Consider the following 18,461-nt stretch of genomic DNA (forward strand, 5'->3'; position numbering starts at 1 on the left):
GAGAGGCTCTGAGCTCTGCCAGTTCGCCGGATTTGCTTTCGCAACAGCTTTTCATGGGGGGCAATGAGCATCGGTCAGCTGGCCAGCGCCTCTGACGTTCAGGCGGTGACGATCCGCTATTACGAGAAGCAGGGCCTGTTGTCTCCGACGCGGCGGGCCGCCAACGGGTATCGCGAGTATGGCAGTACGCAACTGCGGCGGTTGACCTTCATCCGCCGCTGTCGGCGGCTGGGGTTTTCGCTGGATGATATCCGCGCCTTGCTGGGGCTGGCGGATCAGCAGGCGTTGCCGTGTCATCAGGTCGATGCGCGTATCGAGGCGCAGCTGGCCGAGGTACAGCAGCGCCAGCGAGATCTCGCTGCCATGGAAGAGGAATTGCAACGTCTGACACACTGTTGTGCCGGGGGAGTGATCGCGCAATGCCGTATCGTCGAGCGCTTGTCGGCCGTCGCGGAGGCCCGCCTCTGTTGCCGAGCCTCGCCAGCCGCTACAATGCGCGCCATTCGTTTCGTTCTGCTATTCACCTAACAGTGCGCGCGGCGTGCCTCACGTCGAGCCGGATGCCTTTCAGCCCATGTCAGATTCCCAGATTGCCAAGGCGGCGGATGTTCGCCGTACATTCGCCATCATCTCTCACCCGGATGCGGGCAAGACCACCATCACCGAGAAGCTGCTGCTGTTCGGGAATGCCATCCAGATGGCCGGCTCGGTCAAGAGCAAGCGGGCCGATCGCCACGCGACCTCCGACTGGATGAAGATGGAGCAGGAGCGTGGCATCTCCGTGACCACCTCCGTGATGCAGTTCCCCTACAAGGACCGCATGGTCAATCTGCTGGATACGCCCGGGCACGAGGACTTCTCGGAAGATACCTACCGGACGCTGACGGCCGTCGACTCGGCGCTGATGGTCATTGACGGTGCCAAGGGTGTCGAGGACCGTACCATCAAGCTGATGGAAGTCTGTCGCCTGCGCACCACGCCGATCCTGACCTTCGTCAACAAGATGGACCGCGAGACGCGTGATCCCATCGAGGTAATGGACGAAGTCGAGACGGTCCTCAACATCCAGTGTGCCCCGATGACCTGGCCGATCGGCGTCGGCAAGGGTTTCAAGGGGGTCTATCACCTGCTCAATGACGAGATCCATCTCTACAAGCAGGGCCAGGGCAACCGCATCCCCGATGACGTGCGCATCAAGGGCCTCGACAGCCCCGAAGCCATTGAAGTGCTGGGCGAAGATCTCATCGAAGAACTGAGCATGGAAGTCGAGCTGGTGCGCGGCGCCTCTCACGAATTCGATCTCGAGGCCTATCGTCGCGGTGATCTGACACCGGTCTACTTCGGGACCGCCATGGGCAACTTCGGCGTACGCGAGATGCTGGATGGCTTCGTCGAATACGCGCCGCCGCCCCAGTCGCGTGATACCGATACCCGTGAAGTCACGGCCCATGACGAACGCTTCACCGGCTTCGTGTTCAAGATCCAGGCCAACATGGACCCGAAGCACCGTGACCGCGTGGCCTTCCTGCGCGTCTGTTCCGGCAAGTACGAGAAGAACATGAAGATGCGTCACGTGCGCATCAACAAGGACGTCAAGATTCCTGATGCCCTGACCTTCATGGCGGCGGACCGCTCCCACGTGGAAGAGGCCTGGCCGGGTGACATCATCGGTCTGCACAACCACGGCACCATCCAGATCGGCGATACCTTCACCATGGGGGAAGACATGCGCTTCACCGGCATCCCTCACTTCGCGCCGGAACTGTTCAAGCGGGTGCGCCTGAAGGACCCGCTGAAGATGAAGGCGCTGCAGAAAGGGCTTCAGCAGCTTTCCGAAGAGGGGGCGACCCAGGTCTTCCAGCCGTTCGACAACAATGACCTGATCGTCGGTGCCGTGGGGACGCTGCAGTTTGACGTGGTCGCTCACCGTCTGAAGGAAGAGTACAAGGTCGAGTGCATGTATGAAGCGGTGAACGTGCAGACGGCGCGCTGGATCTATTGCGATGACACCAAGATGCTTGAGGACTTCAAGCGCAAGGCCAGCGCCAATCTCGCCTACGATGGCGGCGGCTTCCTGACCTACATCGCGCCGACTCGCGTCAATCTGCAGTTGACGCAGGAGCGTTGGCCGGACATCACCTTCCGCGCCACCCGCGAGCACTGAGACGGTTATGGCCGGTTTCATGAAGGAATTCCGCGATTTCGCGGTCAAGGGCAATGTCGTCGACATGGCGGTGGGCATCATCATCGGGGGGGCGTTCACGCTGATCGTGAAGAGCCTGGTGGGTGACATGCTCAATCCCTTGATCGGACTCTTGATCGGGGGCGTCGATTTCTCCAACTTCTTCTTCGTGCTCAAGGAAGGGGCTCAGGCGGCTCCCTATGTCAGTCTGGAGGCTGCGAGGGATGCGGGGGCCGTGACACTGAACTATGGACTGTTCATCAATGCCATCATCAGTTTCGCGCTGGTGGCGCTGGCCGTCTTCGTGTTGATCCGTCAGATCAACAAGCTCAAGAAGGAAGCCGAAGAAGCGCCGGAAGAGATCACCGACAAGGACTGCCCGTACTGTCTTTCCAAGGTGCCGCTGGCGGCGACCCGTTGTGGCCATTGCACCTCCGAGCTGGCGCCGGTAGCGCCGGTGGAGGCGGCCTAGGCCATCTGTGCCAGTCACGATGGCTGACAGAGCGACATCGACAAACGAAGGGACCGGCCACCAGGCCGGTCCCTTCGTTTGTCTGTCACTGGCTGATATAGCACGATGGCAGTACGACCATCACCGGGATATTGCATGTTGATCGACAGCCATTGCCATCTGGATTTTCCCGTCTTCGCTCAGGATCGTGACGCGGTCATCGCGCGCGCCGTGAATGAGAGTGTGTCGAGGTTCGTGGTGCCATCCACCACGGTGGCCAGCTTCGCGGACGTGCTGGAACTCGTGCAGTCATCCCCGCGTATCTTCGGTGCCCTGGGGCTGCATCCCTATTTTCTGTCCGAGCATGGCGAGAGCGCGCTGGCGGCGCTTCATCAGGCCCTCGATCAGCATGCTGGCGACATCGTCGCGTTGGGCGAATGCGGCTTCGATGCGCGACTGGCCGATCATGACGCCCAATGGCAGCTGTTCGAGGCCCAGCTGAGCATGGCACGCGAATTCTCCCTGCCTGTCATCGTGCATTGCGTGCGTGCCAATGACGAAGTGGCCAAGCGGCTCAAGAACGCGCGCCTCACCCGGGGCGGCATCATTCATGCCTTTGCGGGCAGTCAGGTTCAGGCTGAGCGCTTTCTCGAGCTCGGTTTCGTGCTGGGGCTGGGCGGCAGCGTGACCTACCCGCGTGCCCGCAAACTGCGGGGAGTCGTGGCGTCACTGCCGGAGGATGGCTTCGTGCTGGAGACCGACAGCCCCGACATGCCATTGCAGGGCTTTCAGGGGCAACGCAATGAACCGGCCAGGGTGGCGGAGGTGGCAAGGAGTGTGGCATCGCTGCGTGGAGGAGAGTGCCCAGCTGCTGTGTCAGCGTCTCGGGGCGACCCAGCTGCTGGGCTATTCCGTCTCGCCGCATCCCGGTCGCAGCGAGCTGCTGCTGGTCGCCAGTCGTGGTCAGGCGCTGGAGGAAAGCCTGATGATGCCGGTGCTGGACAGAACCCTGAATGCCTTGATCATTCGTGGACTGGAGCAGGAGCGCTTGCTGCTCCAGCAGCAGGTTCTGCAGGAGCGCGAGACGGATACCGACACCGGGCTATTGAGTCGTGAAGGCATGCTGCGCTTGATCAAGCTGCGTATCGATCAGTTGGGTCGTGTCTCGGGGCTTGATGGTTTCGTGCTGATGGCATTGCGTATCGGCGGGCTGCAGGAGCTCTATGAGCATGCGGGGCCGGAGGCGGGCAATCGCCAGCTGGAGTTGCTGCAACGTCGACTGGACCCCTTGCTGGGCACATCAGGCCATGTCGCACGTCTGGAGACGGATCGTCTCTTGATCATGGTGCCACGACGGCTGCTCGAGGCCGCGCGGGGCGGCATCTGCGGCTGGCTGGATATGCTGCTGGTGGCGGTACGTCACAAGGTGTCGCTCAACGGCGAGGATATCTATCTGCTGCCCAGCCTCGGCATCAGTCGCTTTCCCGAGGATGGTGAGCAGATGGATGCGCTGGTCTACCGCTGTGAGCGCGCATTGCACGACACGCTTCAGCTCAATCGCGAGTGGCACTTCTTCGATGAAGAGGCCGAACGAGAAGTCAGGCGTCTCAAGCAGCTCGAAGCGGAATTCGTCGAGGGATTGCAGCAGGACCAGCTGCGGCTTCATCTGCAGCCGATCGTCGATGGACGGGATGGATCCCTCGTGCTTTCCGAGGCGCTGGTGCGTTGGCAGCATCCGGAGCATGGTCTGCTGGGCTCCGGCGACTTCATGCCGATCATCGAATCCGCCAACCTCGATGTGGCCCTGGGGCGCTGGGTCATCAAGGAGAGCATTGCCACCCTGATCCGTGTGCATGACGCCGGTCATGCGCTGCATCTCAGCGTCAATGTCACGGTCAGACACATGATGGACGAGCGATTTCTGGCGGATCTCAAGAGGCTGTTCCAACGGCCTGAGCTGTGTCGCCAACTGACCATCGAGCTGGTGGAGAGTCAGCTGCCGGAAGATATCCAGAGTCTGGCCATCCTCTTCCAGCGCATTCGCTCACAGGGTGTCGCCCTGGCACTTGATGACTTCGGGACCGGGTACTCGTCCCTGTCGCAATTGCAGCAACTGCCGTTCGACAAGGTGAAGATCGATCGGCAATTCGTGGTCGCGATGGATACCGACAAGGGGCGGGCGATGATTGATGCGATGCTGGGACTGGGGGAGGCCTTCCATCTGGCCGTGGTGGCGGAGGGTATCGAGACCCCTGAGCAACGCACGGCGCTTCTGGCACGCGGCTGTCATCTTCATCAGGGCTACCTCTATTCGCGTCCCCTGCCGTCCGAGCAGCTGATCCAGCATCTCAAGGCCGGCAAGCACTGGTTGCCGGTTCATGCCTTGAGCTGTTCCGGGTCACGTCGCTCCAGCGGATAGGGCAGCGGGGCGCGGTGCAAGGGCTCCCCAGTCTCGAGGGTCAGGGGGGCTTCCTCATCGCGCAGGCTCACCACCGCCAGCACTTCCAGGCTGCCATCGGCATTGTTGGCGACCCGCAGGATCTCACCCATGGCCTTGCCTTCTGGCGAGACCACCTTGCCGCCCGGCTGCGGCAGAGGAGTGACCGGCTCCGCCGTCAGGCGCTGCAGGCGCTTCTTGACCTGACCACGGAAGTGGGCGCGGGCCACGACTTCCTGACCGGTATAGCACCCCTTCTTGAAGCTGATGGCCGCCAGCGCTTCCAGGTTGAGCATCTGCGGCAGCCAGGCATCCGTCTGCTCCGAGTCCACCCACTGCAGGCCGGCACGAATGTCCTCGCGCGCCCAGTGATTCTCGTCACGGGTATTGATGCCGCCATCGAGCAGTGCCCTTTTTATCCAGCGAGACAGGAATCACGAGATGGCCAGCTTTTCCCTTACATTGATCGGTGTCGAGAGCGTCAAGGATGTCAACAAGGTCACCACTGCCTTGATGATGATGGACGGGGTCAAGGAGGCCGAGGTCGGGCGTGGCTTTGCCGAGGTCGAAGGGCAGGTGCGGTATGACGCCGTGGTCAAGACCGTCGAGAAGGCGGGTTACAAGGTGAAGTGAGCGCTCTGCTCCACGACAAGGAGGTAGTGCATGAGCATCGAGGTGATTACCCGCAAGGCTGGCAGCTTCGTCCATCGGGTTCAGGTCGCGAGCTTCGAGGAACTGCTGGTGGATGTGCCCACCGTGGTGGGTGGCGAGGACAGTGCGCCGGACCCGCACGACTACTTCGATCTCTCGCTGGGTGCCTGCAAGTCGATCACCGTGTTGATGTATGCGCGGCGCAAGGGGCTGCCACTCGCGTCCATCGTGACCACGGTGGACCGTGATGACAGTGATGAGCGTCGCGCAGGTGAGAACGCGGAGTATCGTCTGAGCGTCAGCATGCACTTCCAGGCCGAGGATGGTGCGGAACTCGATGAGGCGACGCGTCAGCGCCTGCTCGAGATTTCCGAGCGTTGCCCCATCCATCGACTGATGACCAGCACCCGGGTCAGTGTGACGAGTCGCGACCACCGTCAGTTGAAGAGCGGCATGACCGCCACCATTGAGAGCGCATGAGCAAACCATTTCGCATCAATTCCAAGTTCAAGCCAGCCGGTGATCAACCGGCTGCCATCGAGAAGCTGATCACTGGCCTGGAAGCGGGTCTTGCGCATCAGACGCTTCTGGGTGTGACCGGCTCGGGCAAGACGTTCACCGTCGCCAACATCGTGGAGCGTCTGCAGCGACCCGCGATCGTGATGGCGCCCAACAAGACGTTGGCAGCCCAGCTCTATGGCGAGTTCAAGTCGTTCTTCCCTGACAACGCCGTCGAGTACTTCGTCTCCTATTACGATTATTACCAGCCCGAAGCCTATGTCGCGTCCTCGGATACCTTCATCGAGAAGGACGCCTCGATCAACGACCACATCGAGCAGATGCGCCTGTCGGCGACCAAGGCGCTGCTGGAGCGGCGCGATGCGATCATCGTGGTCTCCGTCTCGGCGATCTACGGCCTGGGTGACCCGGATCAGTACCTGAAGATGCGTCTGCACTTCAATCGTGGTGAGCAGATCGACCAACGCGGCTTTCTCAGGCGCCTGGCGGAGCTGCAGTACACCCGCAACGACATGGATTTCCGGCGCGGTACCTATCGCGTGCGTGGCGACGTGATCGACATCTTCCCGGCGGACTCCGAGGAGCAGGCCGTGCGTGTCGAGCTGTTCGATGACGAGATCGACTCCATCCGGCTGTTCGATCCGCTGACCGGTGAAGTGGCCGAGTCGGTGCCGCGCATGACCATCTACCCCAAGAGCCACTACGTGACGCCGCGCGAGACCATCGTCGCCGCGGTCGATCACATCAAGGAAGAGCTGGTCGAGCGCCTCGATTACCTGCGCAAGCACGACAAGCTGGTCGAGGCGCAGCGTCTGGAGCAGCGTACCCTCTACGACATCGAGATGATGATGGAGCTGGGCTACTGCAACGGCATCGAGAACTACTCGCGCTATCTGTCCGGGCGTGATCCCGGCAATGCGCCGCCGACCTTCTTCGATTACCTGCCCAAGGACGCGCTGGTCTTCATCGACGAGTCCCACGTCAGCGTGCCTCAGGTCGGCGGGATGTATCGCGGTGACCGTTCACGCAAGGAGACGCTGGTCGAATACGGCTTCCGTCTGCCATCGGCGCTGGACAATCGCCCGATGAAATTCGAGGAGTGGGAAAGCATCCTGCCGCAGACCGTCTTCGTCTCGGCGACACCCGGTACCTATGAAGAAGAGCATGCCGGGCAGGTGGTGGAGCAGGTCGTCCGTCCCACGGGGCTGCTTGATCCGGTCATCGAGGTGCGCTCTGCCTCGACCCAGGTCGATGACGTGCTCTCCGAGATCAAGGCGCGCACCGAGGTCGGTGAGCGCGTTTTGATCACCACGCTGACCAAGCGCATGGCGGAAGACCTGACCGAGTATCTGGGAGAGCACGATGTTCGGGTGCGCTATCTGCACTCGGATATCGACACCGTCGAGCGCGTAGAGATCATCCGGGATCTGCGTCTTGGCAAGTTTGATGTGCTGGTCGGCATCAACCTGCTGCGTGAGGGCCTTGATATCCCGGAAGTCTCGCTGGTGGCGATTCTGGATTCCGACAAGGAGGGCTTTTTGCGCTCCGAGCGCTCCCTGATCCAGACCATCGGCCGTGCGGCGCGCAACGCCAACGGCAAGGCGATTCTGTATGGCGATCGCATCACCGATTCCATGCAGCGTGCGATAGCCGAGACGGAGCGCCGCCGTGAGAAGCAGATGGCCTTCAATGAAGAGCACGGCATCACGCCGCGTACCATCACCAAATCGGTGGCGGATATCATGGAAGGTGCCCAGGCACCGGGACGCAAGAGCAGTCGTCGCAAGGGCAACGAGCGACAGGTGGCGGAAGAGACGCCGGACTATGCGGCTCTGGCGGCTCAAGGCCCTCAGGCACTCGAGAAGGAAATCAGCCGGCTGGAAGATGCCATGTTCGCGGCGGCCAAGAATCTCGAATTCGAGGAAGCCGGTCGACTGCGCGATCAGATCAATGACGTGCGCAATCGCCTGCTCGCGCTGGGCTGACGCTACTCTCCATCCCCCAGCATTCGCGTTGCTAAAGGCATGACCCTGCGCGCCCGACGATGTCACCCATCGTCGGGCGCGTGGCGTTCAGGGCTGGCGGGTATCTGACGGGGAGGTGCCATCAGCAGGTTATCCCGTTATCTTGTCTATTGCGTTGCAGATCATCATATTGCAGCTCAGTGCATGGCTCAGGGGCAACCGGTTGCCTCGGGAGGGCGGCAGGATTGCTTTTCCTACAACCTTGGGCGTAGCCGGGGTGGGTGCAGCAATGCGACCTGATGGTGCAAGTGAAGAGGGAATTCCTGTCAACTGCGTCTTCACATACGCCAATGACTGGCTTTCATCGTCAATGCCAACGATTGTCTGGCCAGAATGGAAAGCGCAGTCTTTTTCGCTATTGGTAGGGCCTTGGCCTGCATTCATGAGCGCTCAAACGGTCGCTTTACATGCGTATTCGCTGCTGCCAATAATGCTTTCAAGGCATTCCTGGCGTCGCGAGTCGCCTGCCTGATGGCTGGCGGCGGCGGACAAGGTCAGCGAATGACAGCGATTGTCGCCAGTCCTTTTCGGGCGGCGCAATGCTGCCGCAAGGCACCCGTCAGGTCTGCCCGGCCGTAGTACAACAATAATCGGGAACAGGAATTCTCATCATGATGCGCAGGTCTCTTCTCGCTCTCGGTATCGCCGCGGCGATGTCCACCCAGGCTCAGGCAGATATCACCATCGCCATGGCAGGCCCGGTCACGGGGCCGGTCGCCCAGTACGGTGACATGCAGTTCATCGGTGCCGAGATGGCCATCGAGCGGATCAATGCCGCCGGCGGCGTCGACGGCGAGATGCTCAAGGGCGTCAAATACGACGACGCCTGTGATCCCAAGCAGGCGGTGGCGGTCGCCAACCAGATCGTCAATGACGGCGTCCAGTACGTGATCGGCCACCTGTGCTCCAGCGCGACGCAACCGGCCTCGGACATCTACGCCGAGGAAGGCGTGATGATGATCACGGCGGCGTCCACCAGTCCGACCATCACCGAGCAGGGCTATGAGCTGGTCTTCCGCACCATCGGCCTGGACTCGCTGCAGGGGCCGGTTGCGGGGCGCTATATCGCCGAGACGATCAAGCCCAAGCACATGGCCGTGATCCACGACAAGCAGCAGTACGGGGAAGGTATCGCCACCGGCGTGCGCGATACCGTCGAGGAAGCGGGTATCGATGTGGTGCTGTTCGAGGGCATCACGGCGGGTGACAAGGATTTCTCGGCGCTGATCTCCAAGCTCAAGAAGGAGAACGTCGACTTCGTCTACTACGGCGGCTATCACCCGGAACTGGGCCTCTTGCTGCGTCAGTCGCGTGAACTTGGCTTCGACGCGCCCTTCATGGGGCCGGAAGGGGTCGGGAATCCGGACATTTCCAAGATTGCCGGCCAGGCCTCGGAAGGCCTGTACGTGACACTGCCGCCGGCCTTCGAGAATGACCCGAAGAACGCGGATCTGGTCGCGGCCTTCAAGGACAAGGAGCAGGACCCTTCCGGTCCGTTCGTCATGCCCGCCTACACCGCAGTGGAGCTGATCGCCGATGGCATCAAGGGCGCCGACTCCACCGACCCCTATGATGTCGCGGAATATCTCAAGGCCAACAGCTTCGACACGCCCATCGGCAAGGTCGAATACGATGAGAAGGGCGATCTGAAGGACTTCAACTTCGTCGTCTACAACTGGCACGCCGACGGTACCAAGAGCGAAGCGGCACATTGATCAGCGGCTGATATCAGCTCCCGTCATGCCGCGTGGCATGGCGGGCCTCTCCGTTCGGTCGAGTTCATGGCGATGCAACATCGCCGTGCCTTCCCGTCGTCGTCGCGCATGCGGCATTTCCCTGACAGTTTCCGGCCACAAGCCGAACACTGTCGCGGCCAAGGGTCGTTTCAATGGAAGACATCCTCTACTTCCTGCAGCAGGTCATCAATGGCCTGACCATCGGCAGTACCTATGCCTTGATCGCCATCGGCTACACGATGGTCTACGGCATCATCGGCATGATCAATTTCGCCCACGGCGAGATCTACATGATCGGCACCTACGTGACCTTCATCGTCATCGCGGCGCTGGGCATGCTGGGCATCGCCAACCCCTTCTTTCTGATGGCGGCCGCCTTGCTGGTGGCGGTGCTGGTGTCCTGTGCCTACGGTTTCGCCGTAGAGCGGGTGGCCTATCGCCCGGTACGTGGCTCCAAGCGTCTGATCGCGCTGATCTCGGCGATCGGCATGTCGATCTTCCTGCAGAATTACATGCGTCTGGCCCAGGGCTCGCGGGACATGGCGATCTCCAGCCTGATTCCGGGCGGCTGGGAGTTCGGGCTGGAAAGCTTCGCGGTCAATCTGTCCTACATGCAGGTGATCATCTTCAGCGTCACGCTGGTGTGCATGCTGCTGCTGTCATCGTTCATCTCGCGCTCGCGCCTGGGGCGTGCCTGTCGTGCCTGCTCCCAGGATGCCGGCATGGCGCGTCTGCTGGGCATCAATACCGACATGATCATCTCGATGACCTTCGTGATCGGGGCGGCGCTTGCCGCCGTGGCGGGACTGCTGCTCGGCATGTACTACGGCGTGGTCAATCCCTACATCGGCTTCCTGGCCGGGCTCAAGGCGTTCACGGCGGCGGTGCTGGGCGGTATCGGCAGTATCCCCGGCGCGATGCTGGGTGGCCTGCTGCTGGGCGTCGCGGAGGCGCTGACCGGCGGCTATCTGTCCACGGAATACAAGGACGTGGTGGCCTTCGGACTGCTGATCCTGATTCTGCTGTTCCGTCCCTCCGGGATTCTCGGCAAGCCCGAAGTGGAGAAGATCTGATGCCCAAGCTTGCGAAACAGACTCTGAAGACAGCGGGCACCTCGCCCGCCGAGACGATTCCGCCACAGCCTTCCTATCGTCGTCCCTGGTGGTCGGCACTTGCGGCCGCCGTGTTGACTCTCGTGCTGGGTGGCTCGGTACTGGGGGTGCAGCTCGAGTCCACCGGTATCACCACCACGGTACGCTTGATGGGCATGGACACCTGGGGCTGGTTGCTGGCCGCGTCACTGGCCGTCTTCCTGCACCAGCTGGTGCGGCCACAGATCGAGGAATGGCGTGCGCGTACCCGCAAGCCATCACGTTTCCGCGTCCCCGACGTGATGAGCGGTCAGAAGCGTCAGCTGTGGATCATGCTGGCCATCGGTGCGTTGCTGATCTTCCCGTTTCTGTCCAACCGCTCGGCGGTGGATCTCGCGACCCTGACGCTGATCTACATCATGCTGGGCCTGGGGCTCAACGTGGTGGTGGGTCTCGCGGGGCTGCTGGATCTCGGTTACGTGGGCTTCTATGCGGTCGGAGCCTATACCTACGCACTGCTCAACAGCTATCTGGGCTTCAGCTTCTGGGAAGCGCTGCCCATCGCGGGGTTGATGACGGCGCTGTTCGGCTATCTGCTCGGCTTCCCCGTGCTGCGGCTGCGGGGTGACTACCTGGCCATCGTGACGCTGGGCTTCGGCGAGATCATCCGTATCCTGCTCAACAACTGGACGGAGCTGACCGGCGGCCCGAATGGCATCGCGCGCATACCCAAGCCGACCTTGTTCAATCTCGAGTTCTCGCGGCGAGCCGATGAGGGCAACATCGCCTTCCATGAGTTCTTCGGCATCGACTACGACCCGGCCTTCAAGGTGATCTATCTGTACCTGCTGGCCTTGATCCTGGTGCTGATCACGCTGTTCGTGATCTATCGTCTGTTGCGCATGCCCATCGGGCGGGCGTGGGAGGCGCTGCGCGAGGATGACATCGCCTGCCGTTCACTGGGCATGAATCCCACCGGCATCAAGCTCTCGGCCTTCACGATCGGGGCGAGTTTCGCGGGCTTCGCCGGTGCCTTCTTCGCCGCGCGTCAGGGCTTCATCAGTCCCGAGTCCTTCACCTTCATCGAGTCGGCGATCATTCTCGCCATCGTGGTGCTGGGCGGAATGGGCTCGCAGCTAGGCGTCATCCTGGCGGCGATCGCCATGACGCTGTTGCCGGAGCTGGCCCGTGAGTTCAATGAATATCGCATGTTGCTGTTCGGGCTGATGATGGTGCTGATGATGGTGTGGCGTCCTCAAGGCCTGGTGCCGCTCAAACGACCGCAGATGGAGCTCGACCGTGGCTGACGCACATGACAAGCAAGCATTCGACAATGAGGCATGACAAGCAAGCATTCGACAATGAGGCGCCAGCCGCTTCCTCACACCGCCAGGCACGCGCCGAGGGCGGGGCACCGCTGCTGGACGTACGTGATCTCACCATGCAGTTCGGTGGCCTCAAGGCCGTGGACGGCGTGACGCTTCAGGTACATCCGGGCGAGGTGGTATCGGTCATCGGGCCGAATGGTGCGGGCAAGACCACCGTCTTCAACTGCATTTCCGGCTTCTATCAGCCCACCGGCGGCGAGGTGTATTTCCAGAATCGCGCCATGCATCGCCTGCCGGGGTACCGGATCGCCCAGGCTGGCATGGTACGCACCTTCCAGAACGTGCGGCTGTTCAAGGAGATGACGGTCATCGAAAACCTGCTGGTGGCGCAGCACATGCACGCTGAGCGCAATCTTCTCAAGGGCCTGTTCAAGACGCCGGGCTATCGCCGCAGTGAAAAGGCGCTGATGCAGCATGCCGGTGACTGGCTGGAGCGTGTCGGTCTGCTCGAATTCGCCAATCGCGAGGCCGGCAATCTGGCCTATGGCCAGCAGCGGCGACTCGAGATCGCGCGATGCATGGTGGCCAGGCCACGGCTGCTGATGCTGGATGAGCCGGCGGCCGGCCTCAACCCCAACGAGACCCGGGATCTCGATGACCTGATCGTCAGCCTGACCCGCGATGAGGGCATCTCGGTGCTGTTGATCGAGCACGACATGAGTCTGGTGATGGGCATCTCGGATCACATCTACGTGGTCAATCAGGGTCAGCCGCTGGCGGATGGCTGCCCGGATGACATTCGACGCAACGATGCCGTGATCAAGGCCTATCTGGGAGAGGAATGAGCATGAGTGAGCATGTTGATGCAGTCATGCCAGAGACCGTGCCTGCCAGCGAGGCACTCGCGCCGCGGGATGCCATGCTGGCGCTCGAGCACCTGACGACACATTACGGGCCGGTGCAGGCGCTCAATGATGTCTCGCTGGCCGTGGGGCAGGGCGAGATCGTGACGCTGATCGGTGCCAACGGCGCCGGCAAGACGACGCTTTTGATGTCGATCTGTGGCGATCCGCGCCCGACCAGCGGGCGGGTGTGGTTCGAGGGCGAGGAGATCACCGGCACACCCACGGCGCGCGTGATGCGTGGCGGGCTGTCGGTGGTGCCCGAAGGTCGCCGCATCTTCACCGGCATGACGGTGGAGGAGAATCTCGCCATGGGCGGCTATTACCAGAGCAAGGAGGAGAACGAACGCAGCATCGAGCATGTGCTGGGGCTCTTCCCGCGCCTCAAGGAGCGCTTCCATCAGCGCGGCGGCACCATGTCCGGTGGCGAGCAGCAGATGTTGGCCATCGGGCGTGCCTTGATGAGTCGGCCGCGACTGTTGTTGCTCGATGAGCCTTCGCTGGGACTGGCGCCCATCGTGATCGGGCAGATCTTCGAGATCGTCGAGCAGCTGCGCGAGCAGGGCACCACCATCTTCCTGGTGGAGCAGAATGCCCATCGCGCCTTGTCGATCGCCGATCGCGGTTATGTGCTGGAACACGGTCGCGTGGTGCTGGCGGACAGCGGCAAGGCGCTGCTGGCCAATGACGAGGTCCGCCGCGCCTATCTTGGCGGCTGATTACGCCGAGAGAGGTGTCACGAATTCTTCCGGAGCATAGGCGACGCCGTCATGGATACGATAATGATCGGTAGGGCCGGAGACCTGGCAATTGCTGACGCAGGCCTGGCTGGCCGGAAGCTGGCGCAGCGGATAGCGCACACCGGATTGACACAGTTCCAGCATCTTCTTGAGCGCGCTGCGCTCACAGAAGCCGCACAGGCATTCAAGGGCATTGTCGAGACAGTCTTCCTCGCTCATGCCTGCCCCATAGATGCGCTTGTCATCACAGACCACGAATCCGAGCGCGCCGGGGGATGTGGCGGGTGTTGTCATGTCTGCTGCCGTATCAGGTACTGCACTGAGAATGTTATCAGCCATGATGAACCTCATTGGAATGGGGCTGACAGGGCGTCGATTGGCGATAGCGCGTGTTGAGGGCCAGCAGGATCGCGGCGCTTTCCGCATCAAACTGGCCACTGATGGCCCCGGGGCGAAAGTGCGCCTGAAACGCGGCGATCGCCATCCAGGGCCGCTCGGCCTCCACTGGATAACCATAGTGGGCGAGCGCCGCGATCAAGGTCTTCTCCGCGGGCAGTCCATCGCTGGCCATCTGTTGTCGAAAGCAGCTGACGTCGGCATCCCGTGGCCAGGCCCCGATGCCGGCTTCATGCAGACGGCGCCAGGGGAAGCGCGGGCCCGGGTCGGTCTTGCGGTCCGGGGCGATGTCGGAGTGTCCGACGACATCCACTGCCTTGATGTCATGGCGGTGCACAATGGGGGAGGCCAGCGCGATCAAGGCCGCGATCTGCTGCTCGTTCCAGGCCGCGAAGTGGCGATCAGGGGACCAGCGCCTTGCCACCCAGGGGCGTGAGCGCTTCGGGCCCGGCATTGACCATCTCGATGCCGATGGAAGTGTCATTGAGGTGGCCGCGTTCACCCCAATGGCTGACGCCGGCATGCCAGGCGCGGCGCGCTTCCGGCACCAGCGGATAGACGCGCGGCAGGCCGGTCGCGGGCATCGGCGACGACAGCAGATAATGCGCGCTGACGTCAGCGCCGGTGAGGCTGATCAGAGAGCCTGTGAGGTCATCATCGGTGTAATGCAGTACCAGATGGCGCACGCGAGAATTGCTTTGACTCTCGGTGCTGGCCTCCATCCGCTGGGATGTCCTGACATGCGGGTTGCAGGATTCGCTCTGCCGCCGCGTGCTCGCTTGAGGTATAATCCCGGCCACCTGACCCGGCGCCCGCCCCATGGTGGCGCGATTTCTGTCCCTGACAACAGTAATCGGCCTGACGCCCTGGGCGCCAGTGTGCCTGTCTTTTCCATCGCTTGCCCTTGAGGAGCCGATCCTGATGACCGTGATCCGCCAGGATGACCTGATCCAGAGCGTCGCCGACGCGCTGCAGTACATCTCCTACTACCATCCAAAGGACTTCATCGACGCCATGAACGCGGCGTACGAGCGTGAAGAGAATCCGGCCGCCAAGGATGCCATCGCGCAGATTCTGATCAACTCCCGGATGTGTGCCCTGGGTCATCGTCCCATCTGTCAGGACACCGGTATCGTCACCGTCTTCGTTCATGTCGGCATGAACGTGCGCTTCGAGGCCGAGATGAGCCTGGATGACATGGTCAACGAAGGCGTCCGCCGCGCCTATCTGCTGCCGGACAACGTGCTGCGCGCCTCCGTGCTGGCAGACCCGGACGGCAAGCGTGCCAACACCAAGGACAACACGCCGGCCATCATCCACCACAAGCTGGTGCCGGGGGATACCGTCGAGATCCACGTCGCGGCCAAGGGCGGCGGCAGCGAAGCCAAGTCCAAGTTCGCGATGCTCAACCCGTCCGACTCCGTGGTCGACTGGGTGCTGGAACAGATTCCGAAGATGGGCGCTGGCTGGTGTCCGCCCGGCATGCTGGGCATCGGCATCGGCGGTACCGCCGAGAAGGCGATGCAGCTGGCCAAGGAATCCCTGCTCGAGCCGATCGATATCCAGGAACTGCAGAAGCGTGGTGCCTCCAACCGCGCCGAAGAGATCCGTCTCGAGCTGTTCGAGAAGGTCAACGCGACGGGTGTCGGCGCACAGGGCCTCGGTGGTCTGACCACCGTGCTCGACATCAAGGTCATGGATTACCCGACCCACGCGGCCAACAAGCCGGTGGCGATCATCCCGAACTGCGCGGCGACCCGTCACGTGCACTTCACTCTGGATGGCAGCGGCGCGGCAGAGCTGCCGGCACCCAAGCTCGAGGACTGGCCGGAAATCACCCGTGAAGCGGGCGACAGCGTCAAGCGCGTCAACCTCGACACAGTGACGCCCGAGGAAGTGCAGAGCTGGCAGCCGGGCGACACCCTGCTGCTCAACGGCAAGCTGCTGACCGGCCGTGATGCGGCCCACAAGCGCATGACCGAGATGCTGGCACGTGGTGAGCAGCTGCCGGTGGATCTGAAAGGTCGCTTCATCTACTACGTCGGCCCGGTCGATCCGATCCGTGACGAAGTCGTCGGTCCGGCTGGCCCGACCACCGCGACCCGCATGGACAAGTTCACGCGTACGCTGCTGGAAGAGACCGGCCTGTTGGGCATGGTCGGCAAGGCCGAGCGTGGCCCGACCGCGATCGACGCCATCCGTGACAACAAGTCCAGCTACCTGATGGCGGTCGGCGGCGCCGCCTACCTGGTCGCCCAGGCGATCAAGAAGTCCCGCGTGCTGGCGTTTGAAGACCTGGGGATGGAAGCGATCTACGAATTCGAGGTCGAGGACATGCCGGTCACCGTGGCGGTCGATAGTGCAGGTGTCTCCGTGCACCAGACCGGCCCGGCCAAGTGGAAGGAAATCATCGCCAGCCGCGCCTGAAGGCCGTCACGCCGAGGCATCGTTGCCAGCGCAGCTGTGGCATAATCTGGCGACCCTGACGCCTGCAATGGAGCTGCAATGACCGCCTGGTTACTTGGCTTTCTGCTGTTGAGCAGTCACATTCTGGGTGCGATGACCGCCGTCATGGCCCTGATGTCCAGTCGTACCTCACAGGGTGCGATTGCCTGGATTCTGTGTCTGCTGACCTTCCCCTACGTCGCCCTGCCGCTTTACTGGGTATTCGGGCGTCCCCGTTTCTATGGCTATGTCAGTGCCCGCGAGGAGCGTGACTCGACGATGCGACGCGTCTTGATGCGTTTTCGTCCCAAGCTCTCCCCCTGGCTCTCGCGTCCGCTGGGCGGCAATCCCACGCACCTGGATGCCATCGAGCGTCTGGCGATGATGCCGGTGACCACCGGCAATCGCGCCAAGCTGTTGATCAATGGCGAGGAGACGTTCGATGCCCTGTTCGCGGCCATCAAGGCGGCCGAGGATTACATTCTCATCCAGTTCTTCATCGTGCGGAATGACGAGCTCGGTGTGCGACTCAAGCAGGCACTGATGAAGCGTGCCGAACGTGGCGTGCGGGTCTGTTTCCTGTATGACGAGATCGGCTCGCGCAAGCTGCCGGATGGGTACCTCAATGATCTGCTGGAATCCGGCTGTGAGGTGAGTGCCTTCAACTCTTCGCGGGGCTGGCGGCACCGCTTCCAGATCAACTTCCGCAATCACCGCAAGATCACCGTCATCGATGGCCGAGTGGGCTTTGTCGGCGGGCTGAATGTGGGCAATGAGTATCTGGGCCATTCCGAACGCTACGGCGCCTGGCGCGATACTCACCTCAAGCTGGAAGGACCCAGCGTGATGGGGCTGCAGGAGGCCTTCTGGGAGGACTGGCACTGGGCGACTGGCGAGGTGCTGTCGCTGGAGTGGGAGCCCCGCATCAGCTGTGAAGAGTGTCAGCACGTGGTGATCGTGCCTTCCGGCCCGGCGGACCGTCGCGAGACGGCCAGTCTGCTGGTTCAGCAGGCCATCCACTCCTCGGTCAGCCGCATCTGGATCACCAGCCCCTATTTCGTGCCGGACCAGGGCGTGCAGGATGCCTTGAAGCTGGCAGCGCTGAGAGGCGTGGATGTGCGGGTGATGATCCCCGAACGTCCCGATCATCTGCTGGTGTTCCTGTCGGCCTTCTCGTTCCTCTCCGACATGATTCGCTCGGGCGTGCGCGTCTTCCGCTATCAGCCGGGCTTTCTGCATCAGAAGGTGATGTTGATGGACAGTCACACGGCGACCATCGGGACGGTCAACCTCGACAATCGCTCCTTCCGTCTGAACTTCGAGGTCACCGCCTTCGTGCCGGATCACCAGTTCGCGGCAGAGGTGGAGGCCATGCTCGAGGAAGACTTCCGTCATTGTCGCGAGATCAGCTGCGAGGAGCTGGAGGCGCGGCCCATGTGGCGCAAGCTGGTGTCGCGGGCGGCCTATCTGCTGGCCCCGATCCAGTGACCCCGCGCACTGCATGAAGCACTGCATGAACCTGCCGCCTGCCGAGTTGAACGAAACTCACTCGGCAGGTC

At 62.1% G+C, this 18,461-nt stretch carries 18 protein-coding genes and 1 pseudogene; 15 read left to right on the plus strand and 4 right to left on the minus strand.

What is annotated here, in order from left to right:
- Positions 1 to 63: 63 nt before the first annotated feature.
- The 5 genes and pseudogenes from CU110_RS07190 to CU110_RS07210 all read left to right on the plus strand — a co-directional run bounded on the left by CU110_RS07190 (position 64) and on the right by CU110_RS07210 (position 5,052).
- On the plus strand, positions 64 to 528 hold the full coding sequence (locus CU110_RS07190; RefSeq protein ID WP_127735192.1) for a MerR family DNA-binding protein: 465 nt from the start codon (positions 64 to 66) through the stop codon (positions 526 to 528).
- 46 nt (positions 529 to 574) lie between these two features.
- Complete coding sequence (locus CU110_RS07195) at positions 575 to 2,164, plus strand: peptide chain release factor 3 (protein ID WP_077375880.1); 1,590 nt, start codon at positions 575 to 577, stop codon at positions 2,162 to 2,164.
- 7 nt (positions 2,165 to 2,171) lie between these two features.
- Complete coding sequence (gene mscL / locus CU110_RS07200) at positions 2,172 to 2,654, plus strand: large conductance mechanosensitive channel protein MscL (RefSeq protein ID WP_077375883.1); 483 nt, start codon at positions 2,172 to 2,174, stop codon at positions 2,652 to 2,654.
- A 135-nt stretch (positions 2,655 to 2,789) separates the two neighbouring features.
- Positions 2,790 to 3,428: pseudogene (locus tag CU110_RS16785) on the plus strand (TatD family hydrolase); the annotation flags it as partial.
- Positions 3,429 to 3,468: 40 nt separating this feature from the next.
- Complete coding sequence (locus CU110_RS07210; protein WP_240665514.1) at positions 3,469 to 5,052, plus strand: GGDEF domain-containing phosphodiesterase; 1,584 nt, start codon at positions 3,469 to 3,471, stop codon at positions 5,050 to 5,052.
- Here CU110_RS07210 and CU110_RS07215 read toward each other — a convergent pair.
- Positions 5,010 to 5,501, minus strand: coding sequence for a hypothetical protein (locus CU110_RS07215; protein WP_127735200.1), 492 nt, complete (start codon positions 5,499 to 5,501; stop codon positions 5,010 to 5,012). The two genes, CU110_RS07210 and CU110_RS07215, sit on opposite strands and share 43 nt — an antisense overlap.
- Positions 5,502 to 5,511: 10 nt before the next feature.
- Here CU110_RS07215 and CU110_RS07220 point away from each other — a divergent pair, with 10 nt between their 5' ends.
- From CU110_RS07220 to CU110_RS07255, 8 genes are all read left to right on the plus strand, one after another.
- Entirely contained in the window at positions 5,512 to 5,703 is a 192-nt protein-coding gene (locus CU110_RS07220; RefSeq protein WP_077375895.1) for a hypothetical protein, read from the plus strand.
- Positions 5,704 to 5,733: 30 nt separating this feature from the next.
- Positions 5,734 to 6,201 carry an OsmC family protein gene (locus CU110_RS07225; RefSeq protein WP_127735203.1) on the plus strand — a complete coding sequence of 156 codons (468 nt, stop codon included), beginning with the start codon at positions 5,734 to 5,736 and terminating at the stop codon, positions 6,199 to 6,201.
- Entirely contained in the window at positions 6,198 to 8,225 is a 2,028-nt protein-coding gene (uvrB, locus tag CU110_RS07230) for an excinuclease ABC subunit UvrB (protein WP_077375901.1), read from the plus strand. The genes CU110_RS07225 and uvrB overlap by 4 nt, the downstream gene beginning before the upstream one ends.
- 650 nt (positions 8,226 to 8,875) lie before the next feature.
- Positions 8,876 to 9,979 carry a branched-chain amino acid ABC transporter substrate-binding protein gene (locus CU110_RS07235; protein WP_084208548.1) on the plus strand — a complete coding sequence of 368 codons (1,104 nt, stop codon included), beginning with the start codon at positions 8,876 to 8,878 and terminating at the stop codon, positions 9,977 to 9,979.
- Between the two features lie 173 nt (positions 9,980 to 10,152).
- Positions 10,153 to 11,073 carry a high-affinity branched-chain amino acid ABC transporter permease LivH gene (livH, locus tag CU110_RS07240; RefSeq protein ID WP_043336883.1) on the plus strand — a complete coding sequence of 307 codons (921 nt, stop codon included), beginning with the start codon at positions 10,153 to 10,155 and terminating at the stop codon, positions 11,071 to 11,073.
- The gene (gene livM / locus CU110_RS07245; RefSeq protein ID WP_084208549.1) at positions 11,073 to 12,398 is read left to right on the plus strand and encodes a high-affinity branched-chain amino acid ABC transporter permease LivM; all 1,326 of its coding nucleotides are present in this window, start codon (positions 11,073 to 11,075) and stop codon (positions 12,396 to 12,398) included. The genes livH and livM overlap by 1 nt, the downstream gene beginning before the upstream one ends.
- 26 nt (positions 12,399 to 12,424) lie before the next feature.
- Positions 12,425 to 13,264, plus strand: coding sequence for a high-affinity branched-chain amino acid ABC transporter ATP-binding protein LivG (livG, locus tag CU110_RS07250; protein WP_127735206.1), 840 nt, complete (start codon positions 12,425 to 12,427; stop codon positions 13,262 to 13,264).
- A 74-nt stretch (positions 13,265 to 13,338) separates the two neighbouring features.
- Complete coding sequence (locus tag CU110_RS07255) at positions 13,339 to 14,040, plus strand: ABC transporter ATP-binding protein (protein WP_084209692.1); 702 nt, start codon at positions 13,339 to 13,341, stop codon at positions 14,038 to 14,040.
- On the opposite strand, the gene CU110_RS07260 is transcribed toward CU110_RS07255, so the two are convergent.
- From CU110_RS07260 to CU110_RS16790, 3 genes are read right to left on the minus strand one after another with little or no spacing between them, the layout of a single operon-like run.
- Positions 14,041 to 14,355 (minus strand): hypothetical protein, encoded by a 315-nt coding sequence (locus tag CU110_RS07260; RefSeq protein ID WP_127735209.1) that lies wholly within the window; start codon positions 14,353 to 14,355, stop codon positions 14,041 to 14,043.
- A gap of 37 nt (positions 14,356 to 14,392) precedes the next feature.
- Positions 14,393 to 14,911 carry an N-acetylmuramoyl-L-alanine amidase gene (locus tag CU110_RS07265; protein ID WP_240665516.1) on the minus strand — a complete coding sequence of 173 codons (519 nt, stop codon included), beginning with the start codon at positions 14,909 to 14,911 and terminating at the stop codon, positions 14,393 to 14,395.
- The gene (locus CU110_RS16790) at positions 14,859 to 15,179 is read right to left on the minus strand and encodes an N-acetylmuramoyl-L-alanine amidase (RefSeq protein ID WP_240665517.1); all 321 of its coding nucleotides are present in this window, start codon (positions 15,177 to 15,179) and stop codon (positions 14,859 to 14,861) included. The genes CU110_RS07265 and CU110_RS16790 overlap by 53 nt, the downstream gene beginning before the upstream one ends.
- Positions 15,180 to 15,378: 199 nt before the next feature.
- On the opposite strand from CU110_RS16790, the gene CU110_RS07270 reads away from it, so the two are divergent.
- Positions 15,379 to 16,884: a fumarate hydratase gene (locus tag CU110_RS07270; RefSeq protein ID WP_077375915.1), complete on the plus strand. Its 1,506-nt coding sequence runs from the start codon at positions 15,379 to 15,381 to the stop codon at positions 16,882 to 16,884.
- Positions 16,885 to 16,962: 78 nt separating this feature from the next.
- Positions 16,963 to 18,390, plus strand: coding sequence for a cardiolipin synthase (gene cls / locus CU110_RS07275; RefSeq protein ID WP_077375918.1), 1,428 nt, complete (start codon positions 16,963 to 16,965; stop codon positions 18,388 to 18,390).
- The last annotated feature ends 71 nt before the right edge of the window (positions 18,391 to 18,461 follow it).

The sequence above is a fragment of the Cobetia sp. ICG0124 genome, assembly GCF_004006355.1.
In the GTDB taxonomy this organism is placed as follows: Bacteria; Pseudomonadota; Gammaproteobacteria; order Pseudomonadales; family Halomonadaceae; genus Cobetia; species Cobetia marina.